We start from the raw sequence: 23482 nt of genomic DNA, 5'->3' as shown, positions 1-23482 counted from the left end.
ACCTGAACAGGATTCTGCAGCAATGAACCACAACGACGTCCTGCGCAGCCTGCGCTACATGCTCAAGGTGAATGACGCCAAGATGGCCGAGATCATCGGGCTATCCGGCCTCGACGTGCATCCCCTGGTGCTGGCCACCTACCTGAAGAAGGAAGACGAGGAAGGCTTCGTGCGTTGCCCGGAACGGGTCATGGCGCACTTTCTCGACGGCCTGGTGATCCACCGCCGCGGCAAGGATGACAGCCGCCCGCCGCAGCCGATCGAGCTGCCGGTGACCAACAACCTCATCCTCAAGAAATTGCGGGTGGCCTTCGAGCTCAAGGAAGACGACCTGCATGTGATCCTCAAGTCGGTCGACTTCCCGGTCAGCAAGCCCGAGCTCAGCGCGCTGTTCCGCAAGGCCGGCCACGACAACTACCGCCCGTGCGGCGACCAGTTGCTGCGCAACTTCCTCAAGGGCCTGACCCTGCGTGTGCGCGGCTGAGCGGCCATGCAGCATACGGTTACTCCGGTCGGCATCATCCACTCCTGTTTCAAGGAGAAGTTCGCCATCCCGCGCCAGCCGCAACTGGCCCCCGCCGCGCGCGGTGTGCTCGAACTGCTGCCACCGTTCGACCAGGGTGATGCGGTCGAGGGCCTGGAGCAGGTCAGCCATGTCTGGCTGCTGTTCCTGTTCCACCAGGCGCTGGAAGACAAACCGCGCCTGAAGGTGCGGCCACCGCGCCTGGGCGGCAACAAGAGCATGGGCGTGTTCGCCACCCGCGCCACTCACCGGCCCAATGGCATCGGCCAGTCGGTGGTGCGTCTGGAAGGCGTGGAGCCAGGGCGCCTGCTGCTGTCCGGGATCGACCTGCTCGATGGCACGCCAGTGCTGGACATCAAGCCGTATGTGCCATACGCCGATAGCATCGCTGGCGCCAGCAACCAGATGGCCAGCGAAGCGCCTGCTGCGATCGCCGTGCAGTGGGGCGACAACGCCCTGCCCCAGGCCCGCGAACATGCACTGCGCCTGGCTGAACCGTTGGTGGAACTGATCGAGCAATGCCTGGCGCAGGACCCACGGCCGGCCTACCAGGTGCCACCGGCAGAGCGGGTGTATGGGGTGAAGTTCTGGGATGTGCAGGTGCGCTGGCATTACCCGCAGCCGGAGGTGATCCGGGTGCTGGAGGTGGTGCAAGCCTGAAAACACAAAAATCACCGACAAAAAAGGCGACCCTTGAGTCGCCTTTTTCGTTTTACCGCAGCAGGCTCAGCGAGCCGGGCCTTCAGCCACGCCAAGGTCGTCGGTCGGGCGGGTATCGAGCAGCGGCGCACCACCGGAGGCCAGCTCCGATGCCAGCTTGTCGTTGTCCATTTCATTGACCCACTTGGCCACCACCACGGTGGCAACTGCGTTGCCCACCAGGTTGGTCAGGGCGCGGGCTTCGGACATGAAGCGGTCGATGCCGAGGATCAGCGCCAGGCCGGCAACCGGCAGGTGGCCTACGGCCGACAGGGTGGCAGCCAGGACGATGAAGCCCGAGCCGGTAACGCCGGCAGCACCTTTGGAAGCCACCAGCAGCACCAGCAGCAGGGTGATCTGATGAGTGATGTCCATGGTCGTGTCGGTGGCCTGGGCGATGAACACCGCAGCCATGGTCAGGTAGATCGAGGTACCGTCGAGGTTGAACGAGTAACCGGTCGGGATGACCAGGCCAACCACCGACTTCTTCGCCCCCAGGCGCTCCATCTTGGCCAGCATGCGTGGCAGGGCCGATTCCGAGGAGGAAGTACCCAGCACGATCAGCAGTTCTTCACGGATGTAGCGGATCAGCTTGAGGACACTGAAACCGTGGGCGCGGCAGATACCACCCAGCACCACCAGCACGAACAGCAGGCAGGTGATGTAGAAGCAGGCCATCAGGTAGCCCAGTTGTACCAGCGAGCCAACGCCGTACTGGCCGATGGTGAAGGCCATGGCACCGAAGGCACCGACCGGGGCGAGCTTCATGATCATGTTGATGATGTTGAACATGACGTGGGCGAAGCGGTCGATCATTTCCAGCACCGGCTTGCCGTAGCTGCCCAGGCGGTGCAGGGCGAAGCCGAACAGCACGGAGAACATCAACACTTGCAGGATGTCGCCGTTGGCGAAGGCGCCGACCACGGTGTTGGGGATGACGTTGAGCAGGAAGCCGACAGTGGTCTGCTGCGCGCCGGCGGCGGCGTAGGAAGCCACACTGCTGGCGTTCAGGGTGCTGACGTCGATGTGCATGCCAGCGCCCGGCTTGACCACGTTGACGACGACGAGGCCGATGATCAGGGCGATGGTGGAGACGATTTCAAAGTACAGCAGCGCGTAGCCACCGGTCTTGCCGACCGACTTCATGCTCTGCATGCCGGCGATGCCGCTGACCACGGTGCAGAAGATGATCGGGGCGATGACCATCTTGATCAGTTTGACGAAGCCGTCTCCCAAAGGTTTGAGGGCGACGCCCGTCTCCGGGTAGTAGTGGCCGAGCAGGATACCGATGGTGATGGCGACCAACACCTGGACATACAGGGATTTGTACAGCGGCTGACGTGTCGTCATGGCTAAATTTCCTCAAGTGTGCCGGTTCACCCTTCCCAGGGCGATGGGGCACCTGAATCGCTAACCCTCCTGCACTGGAGGGATTTGTCGTTGTGTTCGAGCTGCCTGGGCAGGCCTCTGCGAGGATCAATAGCAAGGGTGGTGCCAAAATGCCCATGAAGGGTGCAAGGGCCGTATTTGCCTGGGATAAACGCCCAACGACAGGGCGCTTTGCCTGAGGAAGGCTGGCGGATTTCCGCCCGGTGGCGGGATTTGTACAGGAGCATTGGCGGGAATCCGCCCACCCTGGGTTGCCTGTGCCGGCCTCTTCGCGGGTAAACCCGCTCCCACAAGGCCCCCAGTACTCAGGACCTGTGCAGTCCCGGTGGGAGCGGGTTTACCCGCGAAAGGGCCGGCACAGGCGACAAATCACTCCAGGCTGAAGGTGATCCTGAACGCCGCACCGCCCAGCGGCGAATCCCCCAGGCTCAGTTCGGCGTCATAGCTGTCGACAATATCCTTGACCACCGCCAAGCCGATCCCCTGCCCCGGGTGCTGGCTGTCCAGCCGTTCACCCCGCTCAAGAATGCGCTCACGCTGGTCGGCCGGCACCCCAGGCCCATCGTCCTCGACGCACAAGGTCAGCTGCCCAGGCGCCTGCTCCAGGCTCACACGCACCTGGCCCAGGCTCAGGCGGTAGGCGTTCTCCAGCAGGTTGCCCAGCAGCTCCAGCAACGCCCCCTGCTCCATTGGCACCTGCGCCGAATCGGCCAGCTGCAGGGTCACGTTCACCCGCTTGTCCCGGTACACCTTGGCCAAAGTGCTGCACAGGCTGTCGAGCAACGGTCGCAGCAACACACTGTGGCGTACCAGGCCGCTCTTGCGCAGGCTGGCGCGTTGCAACTGGTAGTCGATCTGCTGGCTCATGCGCTCGATCTGGCTCTGCAGCACGCGCGCCTGGTCGCGCTCGCCGCTACGCTGCTGCAGGCTTTCGCCCACTCCCTGCAACACCGCCAGCGGCGTCTTCAGGCTGTGCGCCAGGTCATCGAGCGAATCGCGGTAGCGCTGGCGCTGCTCGCGCTCGCTGCGCAACAGACGGTTCAGCGAGCCGGTCAGGCGCAGCAGCTCACGCGGATGTTCGCGGCTCAGGCCATTGCGCACCCCCGACTCCACATCGTCCAGCTCACGGCTCAGCCGACGCAACGAACGCAGGCCCCAGGTCAGGCCGGCCCACAGTAGCACCAGCAACACCAGCAGGGCCGCGCCAAAGCCGAAGTAGAGCTTTTCGCGCAGGCCGTCGAGGGTGCGCTGGTATTCGCGCACCGGTTGCAGGGCAACGATGCTGTAGGCGGCGCTCTGGCCACCCAGCAGCTTGATCTCGACGTCATAGACGAAGAACTCTTCGCCATCGGCCTGCTGAATGCGGGCGAATTCGTTGCCGCGGCCGTCGTACCGCGGGCGGTAGTTGATGTTCTGCGCGGCGGTGGCCCGCGACTGCCAGACCAGCTTGCCGTCGCGGTCGAAGATATAGCCGAGCAGGCCGGTGTACGGCAGGTTGTAGCGCTCGTCCGGCAGCAGCGTCGGCATCTGCAACTGGCCGTGCTCGATGCGCGCAGCGGAAATCAGCGTGGTAACGTCCGAGGCCAGGCGTTGTTCAATCGACTCCTGCAAGGCCAGGCTGAAGGCTTTCTGCAAGGCCGGCAGCAGCGCCAGCATGAACAGCAGCGCCAGCACTGCAGCAGCCAGCATCAGGCGCACCCGCAGCGAGCGGATCATCGGCAGCGCTCGGTGAACAGGTAGCCCAGGCCGCGCACGGTGTCGATGGGTTTGAAGCCGCGCTCGCCCTCGAGCTTGCGCCGCAGGCGGCCGACCAGCACTTCGATGACATTGGGGTCGCGCTCCTCATCACCCGGGTACAGTTGCTCCATCAGGCGGTCCTTGGCCACCACCTGCTGGTGGTGGCGCATGAGGTATTCGAGGATGCGGTATTCGTAGGCGGTCAGGGCCAGGGGCTGCTCATCCAGCGTCGCCTGCTTGCGGTTGAGATCGAGCACCAGCGGGCCGGCGGCTATGGTCGACTGGGTGAAGCCGCTGGAGCGGCGCAACAGGGCATTCAGGCGTGCCTCGAGTTCTTCGAACTGGAACGGCTTGACCAGGTAGTCGTCGCCACCGGCGGCCAGGCCCTCGACCTTGTCCTGCCAGTTGCCGCGGGCGGTCAGGATGAGAATGGGGAAGGTCTTGTCCTGGCTGCGCAGGCGCGTGATCAGTTCCAGGCCGCTGATGCCGGGCAGGCCCAGGTCAATGATGGCCAGGTCGAAGTGGTACTGCCCGGCCTGGTACAGCGCCTCCTCGGCATCGGCGACGGCCTCGACCACATGGCCGCTTTCGCCCAGGCGGGTGTAGAGGTGATGGCGAAGCAGGGCTTCGTCCTCGACCACCAGCAGTTTCATGTGCAGCTCCTTGTCTGTATTGCCTGTACCGGCCCTTTCGCGGGGAAACCCGCTCCCACAGGGATCGCACAGTTCTTTGAACCTGTGCAGTACCTGTGGGAGCGGGTTTCCCCGCGAAAGGGCCGGTACAGGATAACCCGGCTCGCCCGTCAGAACTTGTAGCTTGCAGCCAGGTAGGTCTGGGCACTGCTGGTCAGGCGCAAGGTGCCATCCTTCGGCCCGCCGTGCGCACCCACTTCGGTGGCGGCATTGCTGCGCAGGTAACGGTAGCCCAGTTCCACCGAAGCCTTGTCGGTGATGTCCTGGATCACGCCGGCCTGCAGGCCATACGCGTAACCGTAGTCGGTATCCCGGCTGGCACCCGGCGAGTCCTGGGTCAGCTTGGTCACGCCCAGGCTGCCGCCGCCAAACAGCTTGGTGGTATCACCCACCGGCAGGAACAGGTCGTAACTGCCCAGCAGGTTTTCCTGGCGCAACTTCAGGCCGCTGTGGTCGCCCGAGACATTGTCGTAAGTCATGTAGTAGCGGCCCTGGTCATTGATCTTGCCCACGCGCAGGCCCCAGGTGTCGTCCTTGCCGATGATGCCGTCGGCGTTCAGGTGGTCGGTGTTGCGCTGCAGCAGGCCGGACTTGCGAACCTTGTCGCTGGTCTGGCCGTAGGTCAGGCTGGCGAAGTTGTCGTCAGCGGCCTGGGCAGTGGTGATGCCGGCGGCGCAGACGGCCATGGCAGCAAGCAGGGTGTTGAAGGTTTTCATGGCTGGATACTCCTGTTGGGTGCGCTGTTTCGGTCTGGAAGCTAGAGTAAGCAGAGCACCCTGAACCGCGACTGAACTCTGGCTGAACCCCGGCTGAACGAACCGTTTGCAGAACAAGGAGTAGTGACCATGCGCGCCCTGCTGGCCTTGACCCTGATATGCAGCGCCGCCCTCGCCCAAGCGGCGGTACAAACCCGAGAAATTCCCTACCAGGACGCCGATGGCAAGCGCCTGGTCGGCTACTACGCCTATGACGACGCCATCGAAGGCAAGCGCCCCGGTATTGTCGTGGTGCATGAGTGGTGGGGGCTGAACGACTACGCCAAGCGCCGCGCCCGCGAGCTTGCGGCGCTGGGCTACAACGCCCTGGCCATCGACATGTATGGCGACGGCAAGCACACCGAACACCCTGCCGATGCCCAGACGTTCATGGCAGAGGCGATGAAGGACCCCAAAGCGGCTGCACGGCGCTTCGATGCTGGCCTCGAACTGCTGAAACTGCAGCCGAACACCAACAAGCATCAGCTGGGCGCTGTCGGCTACTGCTTCGGCGGCAAGGTAGTGCTGGATGCCGCACGCCGGGGTGAAAAACTGGACGGTGTGGTGAGCTTCCATGGCGCGCTGGCCACCCAGACCCCGGCCAGGCCCGGCGTGGTGCGCGCGGATATTCTGGTCGAGCACGGCACAGCGGACAGCATGGTTACCCCGCAGCAGGTGGAGGCGTTCAAGGCCGAGATGGATGCGGCCAAGGTCAACTATGAGTTTGTCAGTATCGAAGGGGCCAAGCATGGGTTTAGCAACCCGGATGCAGACCGCCTGAGCCATGGCGAGCACGGCGGGCCGGATATCGGCTACAACAAGGCGGCAGATGAAAGCTCCTGGGCGGATATGCAGGCGTTCTTCAAGAAGGTATTCAAGTAAGAACGCCGGGGCTGCTTTGCAGCCCCCTGCGATCCGACCTCCCACACCACCGCCGTGGCTGGCACAATAGCCCCCATGAACACACTCCCCGCCTGCTGCGCCCCGCTCCGGCACCACTGGCCCCTGCCCCGCCCACTGCCTGGCGCGGTACTGGTCAGTTGCGCCTTCGACCCCGCCCGCCTGGCACCCGACGACTTCCAGCGCGCTGGCGTCAAGCCAGGCGCCAGCCTGCAGCGCTCGGTGGCCAAGCGCCAGGCCGAGTATCTGGCCGGCCGGGTATGCGCCCGCGCCGCGCTGCTGCGCCTGGACGGCCGTGACTACGTGCCCGGCACCCACGAAGACCGCTCGCCCATCTGGCCCGCGGGTATCCACGGCTCGATCACCCACGGCAAAGGCTGGGCCGCTGCCGTGGTCGCCGCCGAGGGCAGTTGCCAGGGCCTGGGCCTGGATCAGGAGGCGCTGCTGGATGACCAACGTGCCGAACGGCTGATGGGCGAAATTCTCACCCCCCCCGAACTCGAGCGCCTGGACCGCCGCCAGCTCGGCCTTGCAGTCACCCTGACCTTCTCACTGAAGGAAAGCCTGTTCAAGACCCTTTACCCGCTGACCCGCCAGCGCTTCTACTTCGAACACGCCGAAGTGCTGGACTGGTCCGCCGAAGGCCTGGCCCGCCTGCGCCTGCTCACCGACCTGTCGCCGCAGTGGCAGCATGGCGCCGAACTGCAGGGCCAGTTCTGCCTGCAGGACGGCCACCTGCTCAGTCTGGTCAGCGTCTGACCGTCACAACGGTGCCTGCTGCCGTGGCCAGTTCAGGCTGAAGCAGGCACCGCCCAGCGCGGCGCTGCGCCCCACCGTGGCCCGGCCCGCGTGCCAGTAGATGATCCGCCGCACGATCGACAGGCCCAGGCCATGCCCGCCCGAGGCGCGGGTACGGCTGTCGTCGAGGCGGGTGAACGGTGTGAAGATACGGTCCCAGACGCCCTCGGGGATCCCCGGGCCATCATCCTCCACATCGATGCGGCAGCGTTGCTGCCCCAACTGGTAGCTCAGGCGCACCTCAGCCTCGGCATGGCGCATGGCGTTGCCCACCAGGTTCTGCAGGGCCCGGTGCAGGTAACGCGGCTCGGCCTCGACCCAGGCGCCTTCGGCACCGGCGCCCTGGCATTCACCGCGCACCACCCGGACCTCGGCACGCAGCGGCGCCAGCTCTTCGATCACCCGGTCGAGCAAGGCATCCAGGTCGACCCGCTCGAACTTCAGCGCCGGTGCGCCCTGCTCCAGGCGGGCGTAGGTGAGCATCTCGTCGACCAACTTGTCGAGGTCCTGGATATCGCCGTCCATGCCCGCCAGGTGCTTGGCCCGGGCCTGCTCGGTGGGGGCACTTTCGATCATCTCCAGGCCAAAGCGCAGGCGTGCCACTGGCGTGCGCAGCTCGTGGGAAACCGCCCGCACCAGCTCGCGCTGCATGGTCAGCGAGCGCTGCAGGTGCTCGGCCATGCCGTTGAAGGCTTCCGCCAGGCGCCCTACCGAGTCGGCGTCGTCGGTTGGCACGCGGGTGTCCAGGCTGCCCTGGGCGATGCGCGTGGCGGCGATCTCCAGGCCCGACACGCGCCGCTCCAGCTGGCGCACCAGCAGGTAGACCACCAGGCCGATCAGGCACAGGCCGAGAAAGGCGATCAGGATCAGCAACTGTGGCGGATGCGGGTTGAGCTGGTACAGCGGGCCGATTTCCAGCACCCAGGGCGAGCCAGCCAGCCCGGCGAACACGCGGATCGAGTCTCCATCCTTGCCCAGGGCCATGACCGTGTCGCCCTCCTCGACCCGGCGCCGCTGGTCATCGTCCAGGCTCACCCGCTCGATGCGCTGCAGGGCCACGCCAAAGCCGAAGCCCTTTTCTTTCGTGATCTGGGCCAGGCGCTGCTGCTGTTCGGTTACCGGGTAGCGCACCAGTTCGTCGGCCAACAGGTAGAGGGTCGCCCGTGCCAGTTGCTCGCTGATCTGCTTGATCTGCGCTACCAGCATCAGGTCTTCCTGGCCGACCTTGCGCAGCACCTGGGCCGCATGCGGGCCGGTCTTCTCGACCACCACCAGGCCGCGGTACAGGCGCGCCCGCTGGCCACCATCGAGGGTGTGCGCGGTCATTGGCTGCAGCGCCAACGGCACGCCGAGCAGGCGCTCCCAGATCAGCAGCGAGCGCTTGCGCTCGGTATCGTTCTGCAGCGCAAGGTTGTCGGCCATCAGGCTGAAAGTACCCTGGGCCAGGCCCTCGCGGTGCTGGGCGGCACGCACCTCGTTGACCAGATGCAGACTGAGCCCCCCGAGCAGGGCCACCAGCACCAGCACGGCCAACATGCCGCCATAGATGCGCAGGAAGATAGAGTTGTTCATGGGGCCTCGCCGACGAACAGGTAGCCCTTGCTGCGCAGCGTCTTGATCAGCCTTGGCTGGAGCGGGTCGTCGCCGATCTTGGGGCGGATCTTGGAGATGCGTATATCGATGGAGCGGTCCTGGCCGTCGTAGCCGACGCCACGTAGCGCAGTGAAAATCTGCTCGCGCGTCAGCACCCGGCCGGCGTTGCTGGCCAGTAGCCAGAGCAGGTCGAATTCGGCGCCGGTCAGCTCGATCAGTTGCTCACCCAGACGCGCCTCGCGCAAGCGGTTGTCGATGCGCAGCGCACCGAAGGCCAGGTCCTGGCGCTTACTGTCCGGTGCTTCGCTGCGGCGCAGCAGGGCCTGAATGCGCGCCAGCAGCAGGCGTGGACGTACGGGTTTGCAGACGTAGTCGTCGGCCCCCAGGTCCAGGCCCTGGACCTGGTCGAGTTCATCGCTGCGGGCGGTCAGCATGAGGATCGGGCCGGGGTACTGGCTGCGCACCCGGCGGCAGATGCTCAGGCCGTCCTCGCCGGGCAGCATCAGGTCGAGAATGACCAGGTCGGGCTGGCTGTCGACGATGCGCCGCGCAGCGCGGGCGCCATCGCCCTCGACACTGACTTCGTAGCCGTTGGCCTGCAGGTACTCGGCGGTGAGCTCGGCCAGGCGCTGGTCGTCTTCGACGATGAGGATGCGGGGTGCGGGGTGGTCCATGGCTTGTGCCTTTGCCTGTTGTTTTTCTGTGGCCTGTACTGGCCCTTTCGCGGCTAAACCCGCTCCCACAGGGACCGCGCCGCTTTCGAACCCTGTGCAGTATCTGTGGGAGCGGGTTCACCCGCGAAAGGGCCGGCACAGGCAACATAACCCTTTAACCAAAAAGCAACATCCCCTGCGGATACTACGGCTACCATCCGGTACTGCCAACCTGCCGCAGCGCCCTCGACTGAACCGTTTTTTGTGATAGGGTTCGCGCCCGAAAAATTCTGCCCCGTGGCGGCAGGACGCAGAAAAATACTGCAAACCACTTGGCACAAGGCCTACAGCGAATACCCACCATTCACTCACAAAGTACGCACAAGTTATCCACAGGCGCTCGCCTTGCAAAGCCCCCAATACCGCATTATCTTGTATCCCGATCGCAGCGAACCACTAGATATAGGGTTTCGTGCAAAATCACACACAAAAGTCAACCCGCAAAATCAAGCGATTTTTTCGGGTGAACTTCAAGTGATTTCAGCAGCCAAACCGCTCCTGCGGAGGCGACCGAGGCAAGCCCTTCCAGGGCCTTGTTCGGGTATGGGTGTGGCAGGCCAGACCTGGCATCCATCAGCAACAGTTTTTGGGCCCCGCCCAGAATCTTTGACTTCGGCCAGGGAGCGGCAAGCCATTGCCCCTTATTCCTGAGTCTGTCCCGAAGTCGGTACGCCCGCGCGGGCGGATGCGCATGCATTGCCCATCCCCGCCAGGCCATCGAGCAAGTGGACGGAACGGTGGGCGCCCAAAAGGCGCCTGAACAATATAGAAACTGTGGAGACACCCACCCATGCAAACCGACACAACTCGCGAGAACCCGCAGGCCAAGGTGCCGCAGGCCGCCGATTCCAATCAGGATCTGGCCGCCACCGCTCCCGGCCAACTGCGTGTGATCAAGCGTAACGGCACTGTCGTCCCCTACACCGACGACAAGATCACCGTGGCCATCACCAAGGCGTTCCTCGCAGTTGAAGGCGGCACCGCCGCCGCTTCGTCGCGCATCCACGACACCGTCGCGCGCCTGACCGAGCAGGTCACCGCCACGTTCAAGCGTCGCATGCCATCGGGTGGCACCATCCACATCGAAGAAATCCAGGACCAGGTCGAACTGGCCCTGATGCGCGCTGGCGAACAGAAAGTCGCCCGTGACTACGTGATCTACCGCGACCAACGCGCCAAGGAACGTGCCACCCGCGCCAACACCGATGCCGTGGTCGAGCCGCACCCGAGCATCCGCATCACCCTGGCCGACGGCAGTCTGGCCCCGCTCGACATGGCCCGCCTGAACACCATCATCAGCGAAGCCTGCGAAGGCCTGGCCGAAGTCGATGGCGACCTGATCCAGCGCGACACTCTGAAGAACCTGTACGACGGCGTGGCCATCAAGGACGTCAACACCGCCCTGGTGATGACCGCCCGAACCCTGGTAGAACGCGAGCCGAACTACTCGTTCGTTACCGCCCGCCTGCTGATGGACACCCTGCGTGCCGAAGGCCTGGGCTTCCTGAACGTCGCCGACAGCGCCACCCACCACGAGATGGCCGACCTGTACGCCAAGGCCCTGCCGGCCTACGTCGAGAAAGGCGTCGAGTTCGAGCTGCTGGACCCGGCCCTGAAAGGCTACGACCTCGACCGCCTGGGCAAGGCCATCGACCACGAGCGTGACCAGCAATTCACCTACCTGGGCCTGCAGACCCTGTACGACCGCTACTTCATCCACAAGGATGGCGTGCGCTTCGAGCTGCCACAGGTATTCTTCATGCGTGTGGCCATGGGCCTGGCGCTGGAAGAGAAAGACAAGGAAGCCCGTGCGATCGAGTTCTACAACCTGTTGTCGTCGTTCGACTACATGGCCTCGACCCCGACCCTGTTCAACGCCGGCACCCTGCGCCCGCAGCTGTCCAGCTGCTACCTGACCACCGTGCCGGACGACCTGTCGGGCATCTATCACGCGATCCACGACAACGCCATGCTGTCGAAATTCGCCGGTGGCCTGGGCAACGACTGGACCCCTGTGCGTGCACTGGGCTCCTACATCAAGGGCACCAATGGCAAGTCGCAGGGCGTGGTTCCGTTCCTGAAAGTGGTCAACGACACCGCCGTTGCCGTCAACCAGGGTGGCAAGCGCAAGGGCGCCGTGTGTGCCTACCTGGAAACCTGGCACCTGGACATCGAGGAATTCATCGAGCTGCGCAAGAACACCGGTGATGACCGTCGTCGTACCCACGACATGAACACCGCCAACTGGATCCCTGACCTGTTCATGAAGCGTGTCTTCGATGACGGCAAGTGGACCCTGTTCTCGCCTTCGGAAGTGCCAGACCTGCACGACCTGACCGGCAAGGCCTTCGAAGAACGCTACGAGTACTACGAAGCCCTGACCGAATACAACAAGATCAAGGTGTTCAAGACCATCCAGGCCAAAGACCTGTGGCGCAAGATGCTGTCGATGCTGTTCGAGACCGGCCACCCGTGGCTGACCTTCAAGGACCCGTGCAACCTGCGTTCGCCGCAGCAGCACGTGGGCGTGGTGCACAGCTCGAACCTGTGCACCGAGATCACCCTGAACACCAACAAGGACGAGATCGCGGTCTGCAACCTGGGCTCGATCAACCTGCCGAACCACATCGTCGATGGCAAGCTGGACACCGCCAAGCTGCAACGCACCGTGAACACCGCCGTGCGCATGCTCGACAACGTGATCGACATCAACTACTACTCGGTGCCGCAAGCGCGTAACTCGAACGTCAAGCACCGCCCGGTCGGCCTGGGGATCATGGGCTTCCAGGATGCGCTGTACCTGCAGCACATTCCGTACGGTTCCGATGCCGCCGTCGAGTTCGCCGACAAGTCGATGGAAGCGGTCAGCTTCTACGCCATCCAGGCGTCCTGCGACCTGGCCGACGAGCGCGGTGCGTACGAGACCTTCCAGGGTTCGCTGTGGTCCAAGGGCATCCTGCCGCTGGATTCGCAACAGATCCTGATCGAGGCCCGTGGTGCCAAGTACATCGACGTCAACCTGGAAGAGTCCCTGGACTGGGCCCCGGTGCGCGAGCGCGTCAAGAAAGGTATTCGTAACTCGAACATCATGGCCATCGCGCCGACCGCGACCATCGCCAACATCACCGGCGTGTCGCAGTCCATCGAGCCGACCTACCAGAACCTGTACGTGAAATCGAACCTGTCGGGCGAGTTCACCGTGATCAACCCGTACCTGGTCCGCGACCTGAAGGCCCGTGACCTGTGGGACTCGGTGATGATCAACGACCTGAAGTACTACGACGGTTCGGTGCAGCAGATCGAGCGCATCCCGCAAGAGCTGAAGGACCTGTACGCCACCGCGTTCGAAGTCGAGACCAAGTGGATCGTCGATGCCGCCTCGCGTCGCCAGAAGTGGATCGACCAGGCCCAGTCGCTGAACCTGTACATCGCCGGCGCCTCGGGCAAGAAGCTGGACGTGACCTACCGCATGGCCTGGTACCGTGGTCTGAAGACCACCTACTACCTCCGTGCCCTGGCCGCGACCAGCACCGAGAAGTCGACCATCAACACCGGCAAGCTCAACGCCGTTTCCAGCGGTGGCGACAGCGCCCCGGTCCAGGCAGCGGGCCCAGCGCCAGTGCCGAAGGCCTGCGCGATCGACGAGCCTGACTGCGAAGCCTGCCAGTAAGGCCTAGATGTCGCGCGGGGTGCCCATGGGTGCCCCGCGCGGGATTCTCCGCCTGTGGGAGCGGGTTTACCCGCGAAGAGGCCGGCTACCCCATCGCCTCTCCACAGCCAGACACAATAAGCCGCGGCCCCACCGCCCCGGCCAGCCCTTTTGGGCCAATCCAGATTTGCGTGCACCACCGTACCCCATCCTGGGGACCAAGCCGCAACCAAGATCCACCGGCCATACTGAGTAGATGGCCCTCAAGCAGGAGAATCTCACCATGCTGAGCTGGGACGAATTCGATAAAGAAGACGGCGAAGTAGCCGCCAAAGGCAATACCCCTGCGCAGGCCGCTGCCGCCGCCACCCTCGACAAGCTCGACAGCGCCGGTGGTGCCGCCGCCCTGGAAGCCCGTGCCGCCACCGCTGACGACTCTGACGCGGTCAAGCGTGCCAAGGCTGCCCTCAACGACCTCGACATCGCTGAAGGCCTGGCCGAGCTGGAAGGCTCCGGCGCCCGCGTGCGTGTTGACGAAAAGCGCATGATCAACTGCCGTGCCGACCTCAACCAGCTGGTACCGTTCAAGTACGACTGGGCCTGGCAGAAGTACCTGGACGGCTGCGCCAACCACTGGATGCCGCAAGAGGTCAACATGACCGCCGACATCGCCCTGTGGAAGAGCATGGACGGCCTGACCGAAGACGAGCGTCGCATCGTCATGCGCAACCTCGGCTTCTTCTCCACCGCCGACTCGCTGGTGGCCAACAACCTGGCCCTGGCCGTGTACCGCCTGATCACCAACCCGGAGTGCCGCCAGTACATCCTGCGCCAGGCCTTCGAAGAGGCGATCCACACCCACGCCTACCAGTACTGCATCGAGTCGCTGGGCATGGATGAAGGCGAGATCTTCAACATGTACCACGAGATCCCGTCGGTCGCGAAGAAAGCCGCCTGGGGCCTGAAGTACACCCGCGCCATCTCCGACCCGGAATTCAACACCGGCACCGTCGAAACCGACAAAGAGCTGCTGCGCAACCTGATCGCTTACTACTGCGTACTGGAAGGCATCTTCTTCTACTGCGGCTTCACCCAGATCCTGTCCATGGGCCGCCGCAACAAGATGACCGGCGTGGCCGAGCAGTTCCAGTACATCCTGCGTGACGAGTCGATGCACCTGAACTTCGGTATCGACGTGATCAACCAGATCAAGATCGAGAACCCGCACCTGTGGGACGCGGCGATGAAGGAAGAAGCGACCCAGATGATCCTGCAAGGGACCCAGCTGGAGATCGAATACGCCCGTGACACCATGCCACGCGGCGTACTGGGCATGAACGCGGCGATGATGGAGGACTACCTCAAGTTCATCGCCAACCGTCGCCTGACCCAGATTGGTCTGAAGGAAGAGTACCCGGGGACTACCAACCCGTTCCCGTGGATGAGCGAGATCATGGACTTGAAGAAGGAGAAGAACTTCTTCGAGACCCGTGTGATCGAGTATCAGACTGGTGGTGCGTTGAGCTGGGACTGATCGTCCGGCTGAGCATAAAAAAGGCTGCCAATTGGCAGCCTTTTTTGTTGGTCGGAAAACACGCCGCAGGCGAGACAGATGTACTGGTGGGAAGTGGATCAGTATCCGGACTAGTGCCGAACCTGTGGGAGCGGGTTTACCCGCGAACACCGGCGCAGCCGGTGCCATGCACCGCGTCGCATTCTTTGCGGGTACGCCACTCTCACAGTGGATCGCGTAGTTCGGGAGATTCCGGAACGGCGGTTGTCGAACAGGCTTGACCGGGCTAGACGGCCAAATACGAATTGAGAGGCCTCGCCCACGCCGACAAGGGGGTGCGGCACCACAAGGTGCCGGGACTGGACATGCCAGTCTAGGTGGTCGAGGGCGAGGCCAGTACTGAAGATAGCTCAGGACAGCAGTCCCGTCCATGATTTCAATCCAGCTGCTGGGCCCGCAAATCCTGCGCCAGCATGTCGATGAAGGCCCTGACCTTGGCCGAGCCGTACTTGCTCTCCCGGTGCAGTACATGAATCGGCCACGGCGCCTCTTCGTACTCGGCCAGGATCACCTGCAACTGCCCGCTGGCCAGTTCATCCGCTACCTGGTACGACAGCAGACGCGCAATCCCCAGCCCGCCACTGGCGGCGGCGATTGCTCCGTCATTGCTGGTCACCGTCAGGCGGGGCTTCATGCGCACCAGGGTCGGCTCATCGGTCACCCCGAAGCGCCAGCCGGCCCGCGGCGACAGGTTGGTGGTGCCGATCACCGCATGCCCCGCCAGGTCAGACGGGTGCTTCGGCACGCCATGGCGCGCCAGGTAGTCGGGGGATGCACACAACATGCGCCGCACTCTGCCCACCCGCAGCGCTTTCAGGCTGGAGTCGGGCAAGGGGCCAATGCGTACGGCCACGTCCATGCCCTCCTCGACCATGTTCACTATGCGGTCGAGGAAGTAGGCGGAAACGTCAACCTCGGGGTACTGCTGCAGGTAGCGGACGATGCACGACATGACGTACTTCTTGCCGAACAGGATCGGCGCGGTGACGGCCAGGTCGCCTTTGGGTGTGGCGTTGATGCCGGCAGCCGCTTCGTTGGCCTCGTGGATGCTGGCGAGGATATGCCGGGTGTCTTCCAGGTAGCGGCCACCGGCTTCGGTCAAGCGCACGCTGCGGGTGGTGCGCAGCAGCAGCTTGACCCCAAGCTGCTCTTCCAGGGCGCTGACGGCACGGGTGACTGCGGCCGGGGAAATGTCCAGGCGGCGGGCAGCGGCGGCGAAGCTTTCCAGTTCGCCTACGGCGACGAACACCTTCATCAGGTGGATCTGGTCCATGCGGACTCCTGGGGGGCTATGAAGTGCCGGGATTATCTTTCATCTGGGCGTTTTGTGTTGCCTGTCCTGGCCCCATCGCTGGCTTGCCGGCGATGAGGTCGGTACAGGCATATCAGATATCCAGTACCAACGCCTGCCCTCCCTCTTCCACCCGCGCCGGTATCGCACAACAGATTAGCGCAGTCCCACTTTCCGGCATTTCCGCTGGCGGATTCGGGTAATGCACCTGCCCACTGACCAAGCGTGTCTTGCAAGTACCGCACGACCCGCCCCGGCAACTGAACTCCGGCGCCAGCCCACGCGCCTCGGCCAGCTCCAGCAGCGTCCCGCTACCGGGCGCCCAGCGTGCCTCCTTGGCCGAAGCCGCAAAGTACACTGGCACCGGCTCGCTGGCAGCGGGCGGCTGTTGCAGTGTGGGTTGGTCATCGTCGGTGTGCCGCCGCAGCGTCGAAGGGCCAAATGCTTCGGCATGAATCCGCGCATCCGGCACATGCACCCCGCGCAGCCCTTCATACAGGTCCTGGGTAAAACTGCCCGGGCCGCACAGGTAGAAATCGTAGTCGTCCAGCGCCAGCGTCGCCTTGACCTGCTCGATACCCAGCCGACCGGCAAACTCGTAATCACGCCCCGCCAGTGCATGCGCTTCCGGCTGGCTCAGGGCGCGGTGCAGGTGCAGCAGGCCGCCGGCCCGTTGCCGCAAGCTCGCCAGCTCCTCACGGAACGGCAGATCGGCCAGGCTACGCGCACCATGGAACAAATGAATCCGCCGTGCCCGCCCCTTGCTCAACTGCTCGCGCAGCATGGCCAGTAACGGCGTGATACCCACACCCGCGCCGATCAGCACCAGCGGCCGTGTACTCTGCTGGTCCAGCGTGAAACTGCCCATCGGTGGGCGCACGTTCAGCACATCGCCTGCCGCAACGTGCTCATGCAGGTGCCGCGAAGCCAGGCCCTGGGCTTTGACGCTGATGCGCAGGTAGCCATCGGAAGGCGCGCTGGACAGGCTGTAGGTACGGATCACCACCACCTCGCCGTCGAGCTGGACTTGCACCGGAACATGCTGCCCTGGCGCAAAGGCAGCCGCACTGCCGGCAGGTGGTTCAAGGTAGAACGAGCGGATATCGCGGCTCTCCTGCTCCACCCGCAGCACACGCCAGGCCTGCCATTGGCGCTGCCGCTGGCGTTGCTGCAGGCGTGCGTCGGCCTCGGCCCAGGTGCCGGTCATCAGGCTGGTCGGCGCGTACTCCTTGAAGGCCCAACGCAGGGAAACGGCAGCCGGGCGCCAGACCACCTGCTCGACCTCCAGCGTCCACAAGCGCTCAGCGCCTTCGAACGCCTGGATGGCCGGGCTGTCCAGCAGCACCTCGGCATGCCCGTAAAGCTGCAGCACGTTGCCGTTGCTGAAATCGATGAACAGCAACCCTGCTTGCGGGTTCACCAACAAATTGCCCAAGGTGTTGAAGTGCAGGTTGCCAGCATAGTCGGGAATAGTCAGTCGGTTGCCTTCGACCTTGACGAACCCGGGCCGCCCGCCACGGTGGGAGACATCCACCGAGCGCTGGCCGTCGCTGTGCTCGACATAGCTGGCGACAAAAAAGGTGTCGGCTGCCTGGATCATGCGGGCAGCCGTGGCATCCAGTGCTGTCGCATCGACACGCCCTTGGGCGGGTTCTGCGACACGGGTGTAGTCACGCAGCTGGATGTACTGCGGGCAGTTGCCGAACGACTGCTCTACTGTCACCTGCAGTTGCCCATCGCCGGCCTGGCGGATCTGCCCGTTGAGGCGGTTGCGCCGACGGCTGTGCAGTTCGATCCCCAGCAGGCCGACCGCCTGCCCACCTGCCAGCCCCGGGGTGGCGGGATCGTCCGCTGGCAGTTGAGTGTTGATCGTAAGCTGGCGCGGATCCGGTGAGCTGACGAAACCTTCCGGCCCTTCCAACAGCGTTGCCCAGGGCCGCCCCCGGGCGTCCACGCTGGCGGCGACCATGAACGGCAACTGATGATAGAAAACACGATGCTGGTCGGGCATGTAGTCACGAATGACCTTCTGCCCGAACGCCTCCATGCGCTCCGCGACACCGGCCTTCTCCTGCAGGGTTTTCTCCCCCGCATGCCAGGGCGAGGGGCGGTGGTCCGGGTGCTGTTGCATGGCGGCGTTCCTCGCGATGGCGGGATGTCAGGCGCTGGTCTGCAGTCCGATCACGGTGCGCGGCATGGGCACGAAGCCCGGCAGCGCCTCGATCCGCGCCAGCCAGCTGCGCACGTTGGCATAGGGTTCCAGCGACACATTGCCCTCCGGTGCGTGGGCGATGTACGAGTAGTTGGCGATATCGGCGATGGTGGGTGTGCTACCGACCAGGAAGGGCGTTTTGCCCAGCTCGGCGTCGATCACCTTGAGCAGGGTGTGGGCGCGGGCAATGACCTCGTCGGTGTTGAACGCGGCACCGAATACGGTCACCAGGCGCGCGGCGGCAGGGCCGAAGGCCAGCGGACCGGCAGCGACCGACAGCCAGCGTTGCACGCGGGCGGCGGCGGCGGGCTCCTCGGGGAGCCAGGTGCCGTTGTCATACTTCTTGGCCAGGTACACCAGGATAGCGTTGGAATCGGCGATCACCGTGCCGTTGTCATCGATGACCGGAACCTGGCCGAACGGGTTGAGGGCGAGGAAGTCCGGCTGCTTGTGCGCGCCTTTGGCGAGGTCGACGAACACCAGCTCGGTGGGCAGGTTCAGCAGCGAGAGCATCAGCTCGATGCGGTGGGCATGGCCGGACTTGGGGAAGTTGTAAAGCTTGATCGGGTTCGACATGGGCTTGGCTCCTGGTCAGCGCCGGGGTGGGCTGATGGAGCACATGCTGCACCGGTTCGGCTGGCAGCAGAATCCGTGTAGCGGGGAAACCATAATTTCGCGGGGAGGAATAATCGCCGGGCCAGTCCGGGCCAATCGCCGGCAAGCCAGCTCCCACAGGTACTGCACAAGCCTTGATGCCTCAGGCATCCTGTGGGAGCTGGCCCAGCCCTTTGGGCTGGGCTGTCGCATAGAGAACTGAATTCGCAAGCGGTCCGTGCATCCTGTGGGAGCGGCTTTAGCCGCGAAGAATCCNCCGGTGTTCGCGGCTAAAGCCGCTCCCACAGGGGCCCTGCTAATTCAACGAGTTATGTGCAGTTCTATGAGAGCGGGCTTGCCGGCGATTGGGCCGGTAGCATCAATGCAAGTGCAAGATCATTGCAGCTTGTTGAAATACCGGAACAACCCACGTGCAGCCTCGACTACCTGTGGCACGCAGGCCTGGATATCCTCTTCGGTCATCTGATCCAGCAGCTCGAAATTGTCCTCCAGCCCATGCAGCGAGATGGCCTTGAGCAATTGGTCCTGCTCCGGCGGCAGCGCGGGCCAAGCGGCGACCTGAGTGCCGCGCATGTAGCCAAAGCACCATTCCTCCATCACGATCACCGTGCCTGTCTCGCCTTCGCTTTCCTCGAACAACGGCTCGAACCGGTCGATGTCGTCCCCCATCGCCTCCGCCACCTGGCTGGCATAGCGCAGCATCAACGCCGTATAGGCCTCTTCATGCGCCGGCTTCTTGAACTTTGGCACCTTGCCGCCAGCCACTGCTGGCAGCCAATGCTCCGGGGTGACGGTGATCGGCGAGCTGGCCAAGGCAGTGAAAAAGCCATTGAGCTCGGCCAGGTTCAGAACCGAGTAGTCGTTGCCGTAGGTGATCAACAGGTCTTCAAGGCGGTCGAGTTCTTTTTCGCTGAGTGCGGGGAGCATGCGGACATCCTGGGAAGCAAAAGTCTGTGCACCCTAACACAGCAACGCCCGAAGGGCTGCCCGCGCTTACAGCTACGCGGGCAGATTGCTTAACGTGACAACCAGCCAAGCAGTTGCTGCTGCTTGCCAGTACCGATCAGCAGCCACAACAGGATACGACACTTGCGCGGACACAAGTGCCCCGCCATGTGTACCCCCTTGCTCTGCAGATCGATCTCGCCACCGGCAAAACCGTAGGATGCCGAGGCTGTGGGACCACTGCCTGTGCGGGTGGCAACAATCACTGGCAGAATGGGCGTTAGATGGCCCAGTACTTCGGACCAGCTAGCGGAAACGTGGCCCGCACCAAAGCCGGCGACGACCAGTCCTTCGTAGCCCAGTGTCGCTGTAGCCTTCAGCAACGCCGTATCTGCATCCAGGCACGCCTCCAGCAGTGCAACCTGATGCTCGGTGCGATGCGGTAACGGCAGCACCTCTCGTGGGCCAGGCGGTTGACGATATGTCACGACACCTTCCACAACATCGCCCAGCGGTCCGCAACCGGGCGATTCGAATGCAGCCATCGCCACACTGGCCGTCTTGCGAACCCTCGCGGCACAGTGGACCTGATCATTCATCAGCACCAGAACGCCGCGCCCACGGCTGCTCGGCGCCAGTGCAACCTGCGCCGCAGCCAGCAGATTGGCCGGGCCGTCGTTGCCCGGCTGGCTGGCCGCGCGCATGGCACCGGTCATCACCAATGGCGCATCGAACGGCCAGAGCAGATCGAGGAAATACGCCGTTTCCTCGAGGCTGTCGGTACCTTGGGTCACGATCACCGCGTGCGCTCCGCGCTCCACCTCACCCCGGGCCCAGGCCAGCACCTGGAGCAGCGCCGCAAAGCCCAGCGAGGCACTGGGGAGCAGGCCCAGAGTGGCAACGTCAAGGTGAGCCATCTCGCGCAGTTGTGGCACTTTTGCCAGTTGCTCGTCGCAGTCCAGCGACGGCCTCACCGCGCATCCGCAGGCACTTACCTGCATGCTCACCGTGCCACCCAGGCTGGCGATCGACAGCCTGGGCAGGTTTGACTGCTCTTTCATACACTACCTCCCGCAAGTACCCCGACCAGCGGCACGATCCCCAGCGTGCTGATGGCCATCGACAGTACATTGCCGATATAACCGTGCATGTAGGCCGGCAAGCGCTGAGTAATAGCTACCGCCAGCGGTGGAGCCACCAGCGCGCCCAGCACTGCACTGGCCACAACCACTTGCCAGCTACCACCATGAGTAAGCACAGCAGCAGGGACGATCGAGACGATGGGAATATAGGTGGGGTACCACCCTCGCGCCTGCCATTGGCGACGCCAGAACACGACCCCGACCAGTGACGCCAGCGCCTGCCCGGCGACCATCGGTATCAGCAGCAGCGAACCGTAGGCCGGCGCTGCGGGGGCCAGCATGTAAGCCAGGAACACACCCAGTAGTAGACCGAGGCTGGCCAATTCATTACCGAAGAATGGCGCTTCGCTGAAATCGGCCAACACACGCCGCAAGGTCCAGACGATGCCGTAGTCGGGTTGGGTGGCAACGGGGTCGAGTACGGCAGGCTTGTGGCTGTGCCGTACCCATGACGGAAAACGCCGGCACAGCATGAACGCCACAAGGCTTGCCAGCGCCATGCCACTCACGTTGCCGACCACCACCGGCAGTTGCAGGGGGTTGCACAGGTAGTTGACCATCAGCAGGCTGGCTGGCGTTACCAGCAGTGCCCCCAGCAGTGCACCGCTGATCGCCACCTGCCAGCCCGCGCCAAACAGCAGCACCATGGCCGCCGGCAACGATACGAAAGCGACGAAGGTCGGTTGCCAGCTGCCACTGGCCAAGCTCCATCCCCAAAACGCGTGGCTGAGCAGCAGGCTCAACAGCGAACTGGTGAACACCCATGGCCATAATCCACTGCCGTAGCAGATGGCAAAGCCCTGCCAGCGATACCCGCGCACATGGGCCCAGTGCGCCAGGCAAGCCCCCATCAGCAAGCCCAGGGCGGGCAACTCATGCTTGTAGAAAGCCACCTCACTGATATCCCCGACTATCCAGCGCAGGCGGCTCAGCGGCTGATCAAGCGTCGCCGCCAGTTGCGCGTAATCCGGCCAATGGCCGTGGGCGAGGCTGGCAACCAGCAGCACCAGCAGGCAGGCGAGGATCAACACCGGCGCACGTTGCCGGCTCGGGAAGAATAGCGTTTTCATGGGCGACTCCTCAGCGCGGCATCGAAGCATGCAGGCGATAGCCAAGGGTCGCATCGTAGAGATCAATGCGCCGGTCTCGTGGCAGATCATTGAGGCTGTTCCAGATCGGCGCCGAGCGTGCACTGCTGAGGTCGACATCGGCGTAGAGAATGCCCTCCTCCTCTGCACTGGCCACCTCACCAATGGGCCAGCCATTGGTACCGGCGATCAGCGAACAGCCCAGGAAGCGCCCGCCCCGCTCGTTGCCTATGCGGTTGGCGGCGGCGATATAGACGTTGTTCACATGCGCGGCGGTCATGGTCAGGTAAGAGGCCATGCAGCGCCCTGCCTCATCAAACAGCGGCGGTGGTGTCCACACCCAGTTGTTCAGGCTGCAAATGATGTCGGCGCCTTGCGCGGCCATCAGTCGCGGCACTTCCGGGAACCAGATATCCCAGCAGATCAGCAGGCCGATGCGGCCGATCGGCGTCTCGAATACGGGGAAGCCCAGGTTGCCAGGGGTGAACCAGAGCTTTTCCTGGTTCCACAGGTGGGCCTTGCGGTAGTGCCCGAGCAAGCCTTCGGGGCCGAACAGGACGGCACTGTCGTAGAGCTTCAGCCCGTCGCGCTCGGCAAAACCGGCAGCCAGGTAGATCTGGAACTCCCTGGCGAAATCCGCCCAGGCTTTCAGGCTGCGGCCTTCCTCCAGCGTCTCGGCATGGGCATAGGCCTCGGCACGAGAGTGAAAGGTGTAGCCGGTGTTGGTCAGCTCGGGCAGCACGATCAGGTTGGCACCTTCACGCGTCGCGCGCCGAGCCAATGCCAATCCTCTGCTCAGGTTGCCGTCGCAGTGTTCGAGCCCGACCTGGGGGTCGTGCTGGATGACGGCGATGCGTACGGGGCTGATGGGGGCACAGTGTTCGGACATGGCAGCTTCCTTCTTATGGTTGTTTTGGAAGGGCGCCAGTAAAGCGGGGTTGGGCTGGGGAGTGACAGTCGGGGTATTCCTGCAAGCTAGTAGGAATAGTGAATGGGTGTGACAGGAAAGGTCTTACACGCAGAGCTGTCCGGCAACGTGATCCTTTGTAGGAGCGGCGCCAGCCTTGAGGTGGCGCCGTACCTGTCAGGCTTTACACCGCCAGCGCGCGCTCACGCAGCTCGCTGTTGAGGATGCGGTCGTTCTCGCTGTAATCGACCGGGCAGTCGA

The 23482-nt window shown here is 63.9% G+C and carries 20 protein-coding genes; 6 read left to right on the top strand and 14 right to left on the bottom strand.

What is annotated here, in order from left to right:
• The first annotated feature begins 22 nt into the window (after nt 1-22).
• Together FQ664_RS06590 and tsaA are read left to right on the top strand one after the other, a co-directional pair.
• A complete protein-coding gene (locus tag FQ664_RS06590) occupies nt 23-484 on the top strand; it encodes a YehS family protein (RefSeq protein WP_144170989.1) in 462 nt (153 codons plus the stop codon).
• Nucleotides 485-490: 6 nt separating this feature from the next.
• Nucleotides 491-1183 carry a tRNA (N6-threonylcarbamoyladenosine(37)-N6)-methyltransferase TrmO gene (gene tsaA, locus FQ664_RS06585; RefSeq protein WP_144170987.1) on the top strand — a complete coding sequence of 231 codons (693 nt, stop codon included), beginning with the start codon at nt 491-493 and terminating at the stop codon, nt 1181-1183.
• Nucleotides 1184-1249: 66 nt separating this feature from the next.
• Here the strand turns inward: tsaA and FQ664_RS06580 are convergent, their stop codons facing one another.
• From FQ664_RS06580 to FQ664_RS06565, 4 genes are all read right to left on the bottom strand, one after another.
• Complete coding sequence (locus FQ664_RS06580; protein ID WP_144170985.1) at nt 1250-2572, bottom strand: dicarboxylate/amino acid:cation symporter; 1323 nt, start codon at nt 2570-2572, stop codon at nt 1250-1252.
• A 408-nt stretch (nt 2573-2980) separates the two neighbouring features.
• Nucleotides 2981-4327, bottom strand: a complete 1347-nt coding sequence (locus FQ664_RS06575) for an ATP-binding protein (protein ID WP_144170983.1) — start codon at nt 4325-4327, stop codon at nt 2981-2983.
• Nucleotides 4324-5001, bottom strand: coding sequence for a response regulator (locus FQ664_RS06570; protein ID WP_144170981.1), 678 nt, complete (start codon nt 4999-5001; stop codon nt 4324-4326). The genes FQ664_RS06575 and FQ664_RS06570 overlap by 4 nt, the downstream gene beginning before the upstream one ends.
• A 149-nt stretch (nt 5002-5150) precedes the next feature.
• Entirely contained in the window at nt 5151-5756 is a 606-nt protein-coding gene (locus FQ664_RS06565; protein WP_144170979.1) for an outer membrane beta-barrel protein, read from the bottom strand.
• 129 nt (nt 5757-5885) lie between these two features.
• Here FQ664_RS06565 and FQ664_RS06560 point away from each other — a divergent pair, with 129 nt between their 5' ends.
• Nucleotides 5886-6677 carry a dienelactone hydrolase family protein gene (locus FQ664_RS06560; RefSeq protein ID WP_144170977.1) on the top strand — a complete coding sequence of 264 codons (792 nt, stop codon included), beginning with the start codon at nt 5886-5888 and terminating at the stop codon, nt 6675-6677.
• 75 nt (nt 6678-6752) lie between these two features.
• On the top strand, nt 6753-7454 hold the full coding sequence (locus tag FQ664_RS06555) for a 4'-phosphopantetheinyl transferase family protein (protein ID WP_144170975.1): 702 nt from the start codon (nt 6753-6755) through the stop codon (nt 7452-7454).
• A 3-nt stretch (nt 7455-7457) separates the two neighbouring features.
• On the opposite strand, the gene FQ664_RS06550 is transcribed toward FQ664_RS06555, so the two are convergent.
• Entirely contained in the window at nt 7458-9065 is a 1608-nt protein-coding gene (locus FQ664_RS06550) for an ATP-binding protein (RefSeq protein ID WP_144170973.1), read from the bottom strand.
• Nucleotides 9062-9760 carry a response regulator gene (locus FQ664_RS06545; protein WP_025340285.1) on the bottom strand — a complete coding sequence of 233 codons (699 nt, stop codon included), beginning with the start codon at nt 9758-9760 and terminating at the stop codon, nt 9062-9064. The genes FQ664_RS06550 and FQ664_RS06545 overlap by 4 nt, the downstream gene beginning before the upstream one ends.
• Before the next feature lie 829 nt (nt 9761-10589).
• On the opposite strand from FQ664_RS06545, the gene FQ664_RS06535 reads away from it, so the two are divergent.
• Together FQ664_RS06535 and FQ664_RS06530 are read left to right on the top strand one after the other, a co-directional pair.
• Nucleotides 10590-13469 (top strand): ribonucleoside-diphosphate reductase subunit alpha, encoded by a 2880-nt coding sequence (locus FQ664_RS06535; protein ID WP_144170968.1) that lies wholly within the window; start codon nt 10590-10592, stop codon nt 13467-13469.
• Between the two features lie 262 nt (nt 13470-13731).
• On the top strand, nt 13732-14982 hold the full coding sequence (locus tag FQ664_RS06530; RefSeq protein ID WP_024087598.1) for a ribonucleotide-diphosphate reductase subunit beta: 1251 nt from the start codon (nt 13732-13734) through the stop codon (nt 14980-14982).
• A gap of 415 nt (nt 14983-15397) precedes the next feature.
• On the opposite strand, the gene FQ664_RS06520 is transcribed toward FQ664_RS06530, so the two are convergent.
• The 8 genes from FQ664_RS06520 to FQ664_RS28190 all read right to left on the bottom strand — a co-directional run.
• The gene (locus FQ664_RS06520; protein ID WP_144170966.1) at nt 15398-16294 is read right to left on the bottom strand and encodes a LysR family transcriptional regulator; all 897 of its coding nucleotides are present in this window, start codon (nt 16292-16294) and stop codon (nt 15398-15400) included.
• 112 nt (nt 16295-16406) lie between these two features.
• Nucleotides 16407-18443 (bottom strand): pyridoxamine 5'-phosphate oxidase family protein, encoded by a 2037-nt coding sequence (locus FQ664_RS06515; RefSeq protein ID WP_144170964.1) that lies wholly within the window; start codon nt 18441-18443, stop codon nt 16407-16409.
• 27 nt (nt 18444-18470) lie between these two features.
• A complete protein-coding gene (locus FQ664_RS06510) occupies nt 18471-19100 on the bottom strand; it encodes a glutathione S-transferase family protein (RefSeq protein WP_144170962.1) in 630 nt (209 codons plus the stop codon).
• 414 nt (nt 19101-19514) lie between these two features.
• Nucleotides 19515-20066 carry a UPF0149 family protein gene (locus FQ664_RS06505; protein ID WP_144170960.1) on the bottom strand — a complete coding sequence of 184 codons (552 nt, stop codon included), beginning with the start codon at nt 20064-20066 and terminating at the stop codon, nt 19515-19517.
• 89 nt (nt 20067-20155) lie between these two features.
• Entirely contained in the window at nt 20156-21145 is a 990-nt protein-coding gene (locus tag FQ664_RS06500; protein WP_144170958.1) for an asparaginase, read from the bottom strand.
• Nucleotides 21142-22296, bottom strand: a complete 1155-nt coding sequence (locus FQ664_RS06495; protein ID WP_144170956.1) for a hypothetical protein — start codon at nt 22294-22296, stop codon at nt 21142-21144. The genes FQ664_RS06500 and FQ664_RS06495 overlap by 4 nt, the downstream gene beginning before the upstream one ends.
• A gap of 10 nt (nt 22297-22306) precedes the next feature.
• On the bottom strand, nt 22307-23203 hold the full coding sequence (locus FQ664_RS06490; RefSeq protein ID WP_144170954.1) for a nitrilase family protein: 897 nt from the start codon (nt 23201-23203) through the stop codon (nt 22307-22309).
• Between the two features lie 202 nt (nt 23204-23405).
• A partial coding sequence (locus FQ664_RS28190; RefSeq protein WP_370290170.1) for a hypothetical protein occupies nt 23406-23482 on the bottom strand: 77 nt, incomplete at its 5' end.

The organism is Pseudomonas persica, from assembly GCF_900291015.1.
GTDB lineage: Bacteria > Pseudomonadota > Gammaproteobacteria > Pseudomonadales > Pseudomonadaceae > Aquipseudomonas.
The sequence above is the reverse complement of the archived record's forward strand: the minus strand, read 5'-3'. Positions and strand labels throughout refer to the sequence as shown.

Coding starts and splice junctions, on each gene's coding strand:
- FQ664_RS06590 (WP_144170989.1), top strand. CDS start 23: ATGAACCACAACGACGTCCTGCGCAGCCTGCGCTACATGCTCAAGGTG.
- tsaA (WP_144170987.1), top strand. CDS start 491: ATGCAGCATACGGTTACTCCGGTCGGCATCATCCACTCCTGTTTCAAG.
- FQ664_RS06580 (WP_144170985.1), bottom strand. CDS start 2,572: ATGACGACACGTCAGCCGCTGTACAAATCCCTGTATGTCCAGGTGTTG.
- FQ664_RS06575 (WP_144170983.1), bottom strand. CDS start 4,327: ATGATCCGCTCGCTGCGGGTGCGCCTGATGCTGGCTGCTGCAGTGCTG.
- FQ664_RS06570 (WP_144170981.1), bottom strand. CDS start 5,001: ATGAAACTGCTGGTGGTCGAGGACGAAGCCCTGCTTCGCCATCACCTC.
- FQ664_RS06565 (WP_144170979.1), bottom strand. CDS start 5,756: ATGAAAACCTTCAACACCCTGCTTGCTGCCATGGCCGTCTGCGCCGCC.
- FQ664_RS06560 (WP_144170977.1), top strand. CDS start 5,886: ATGCGCGCCCTGCTGGCCTTGACCCTGATATGCAGCGCCGCCCTCGCC.
- FQ664_RS06555 (WP_144170975.1), top strand. CDS start 6,753: ATGAACACACTCCCCGCCTGCTGCGCCCCGCTCCGGCACCACTGGCCC.
- FQ664_RS06550 (WP_144170973.1), bottom strand. CDS start 9,065: ATGAACAACTCTATCTTCCTGCGCATCTATGGCGGCATGTTGGCCGTG.
- FQ664_RS06545 (WP_025340285.1), bottom strand. CDS start 9,760: ATGGACCACCCCGCACCCCGCATCCTCATCGTCGAAGACGACCAGCGC.
- FQ664_RS06535 (WP_144170968.1), top strand. CDS start 10,590: ATGCAAACCGACACAACTCGCGAGAACCCGCAGGCCAAGGTGCCGCAG.
- FQ664_RS06530 (WP_024087598.1), top strand. CDS start 13,732: ATGCTGAGCTGGGACGAATTCGATAAAGAAGACGGCGAAGTAGCCGCC.
- FQ664_RS06520 (WP_144170966.1), bottom strand. CDS start 16,294: ATGGACCAGATCCACCTGATGAAGGTGTTCGTCGCCGTAGGCGAACTG.
- FQ664_RS06515 (WP_144170964.1), bottom strand. CDS start 18,443: ATGCAACAGCACCCGGACCACCGCCCCTCGCCCTGGCATGCGGGGGAG.
- FQ664_RS06510 (WP_144170962.1), bottom strand. CDS start 19,100: ATGTCGAACCCGATCAAGCTTTACAACTTCCCCAAGTCCGGCCATGCC.
- FQ664_RS06505 (WP_144170960.1), bottom strand. CDS start 20,066: ATGCTCCCCGCACTCAGCGAAAAAGAACTCGACCGCCTTGAAGACCTG.
- FQ664_RS06500 (WP_144170958.1), bottom strand. CDS start 21,145: ATGAAAGAGCAGTCAAACCTGCCCAGGCTGTCGATCGCCAGCCTGGGT.
- FQ664_RS06495 (WP_144170956.1), bottom strand. CDS start 22,296: ATGAAAACGCTATTCTTCCCGAGCCGGCAACGTGCGCCGGTGTTGATC.
- FQ664_RS06490 (WP_144170954.1), bottom strand. CDS start 23,203: ATGTCCGAACACTGTGCCCCCATCAGCCCCGTACGCATCGCCGTCATC.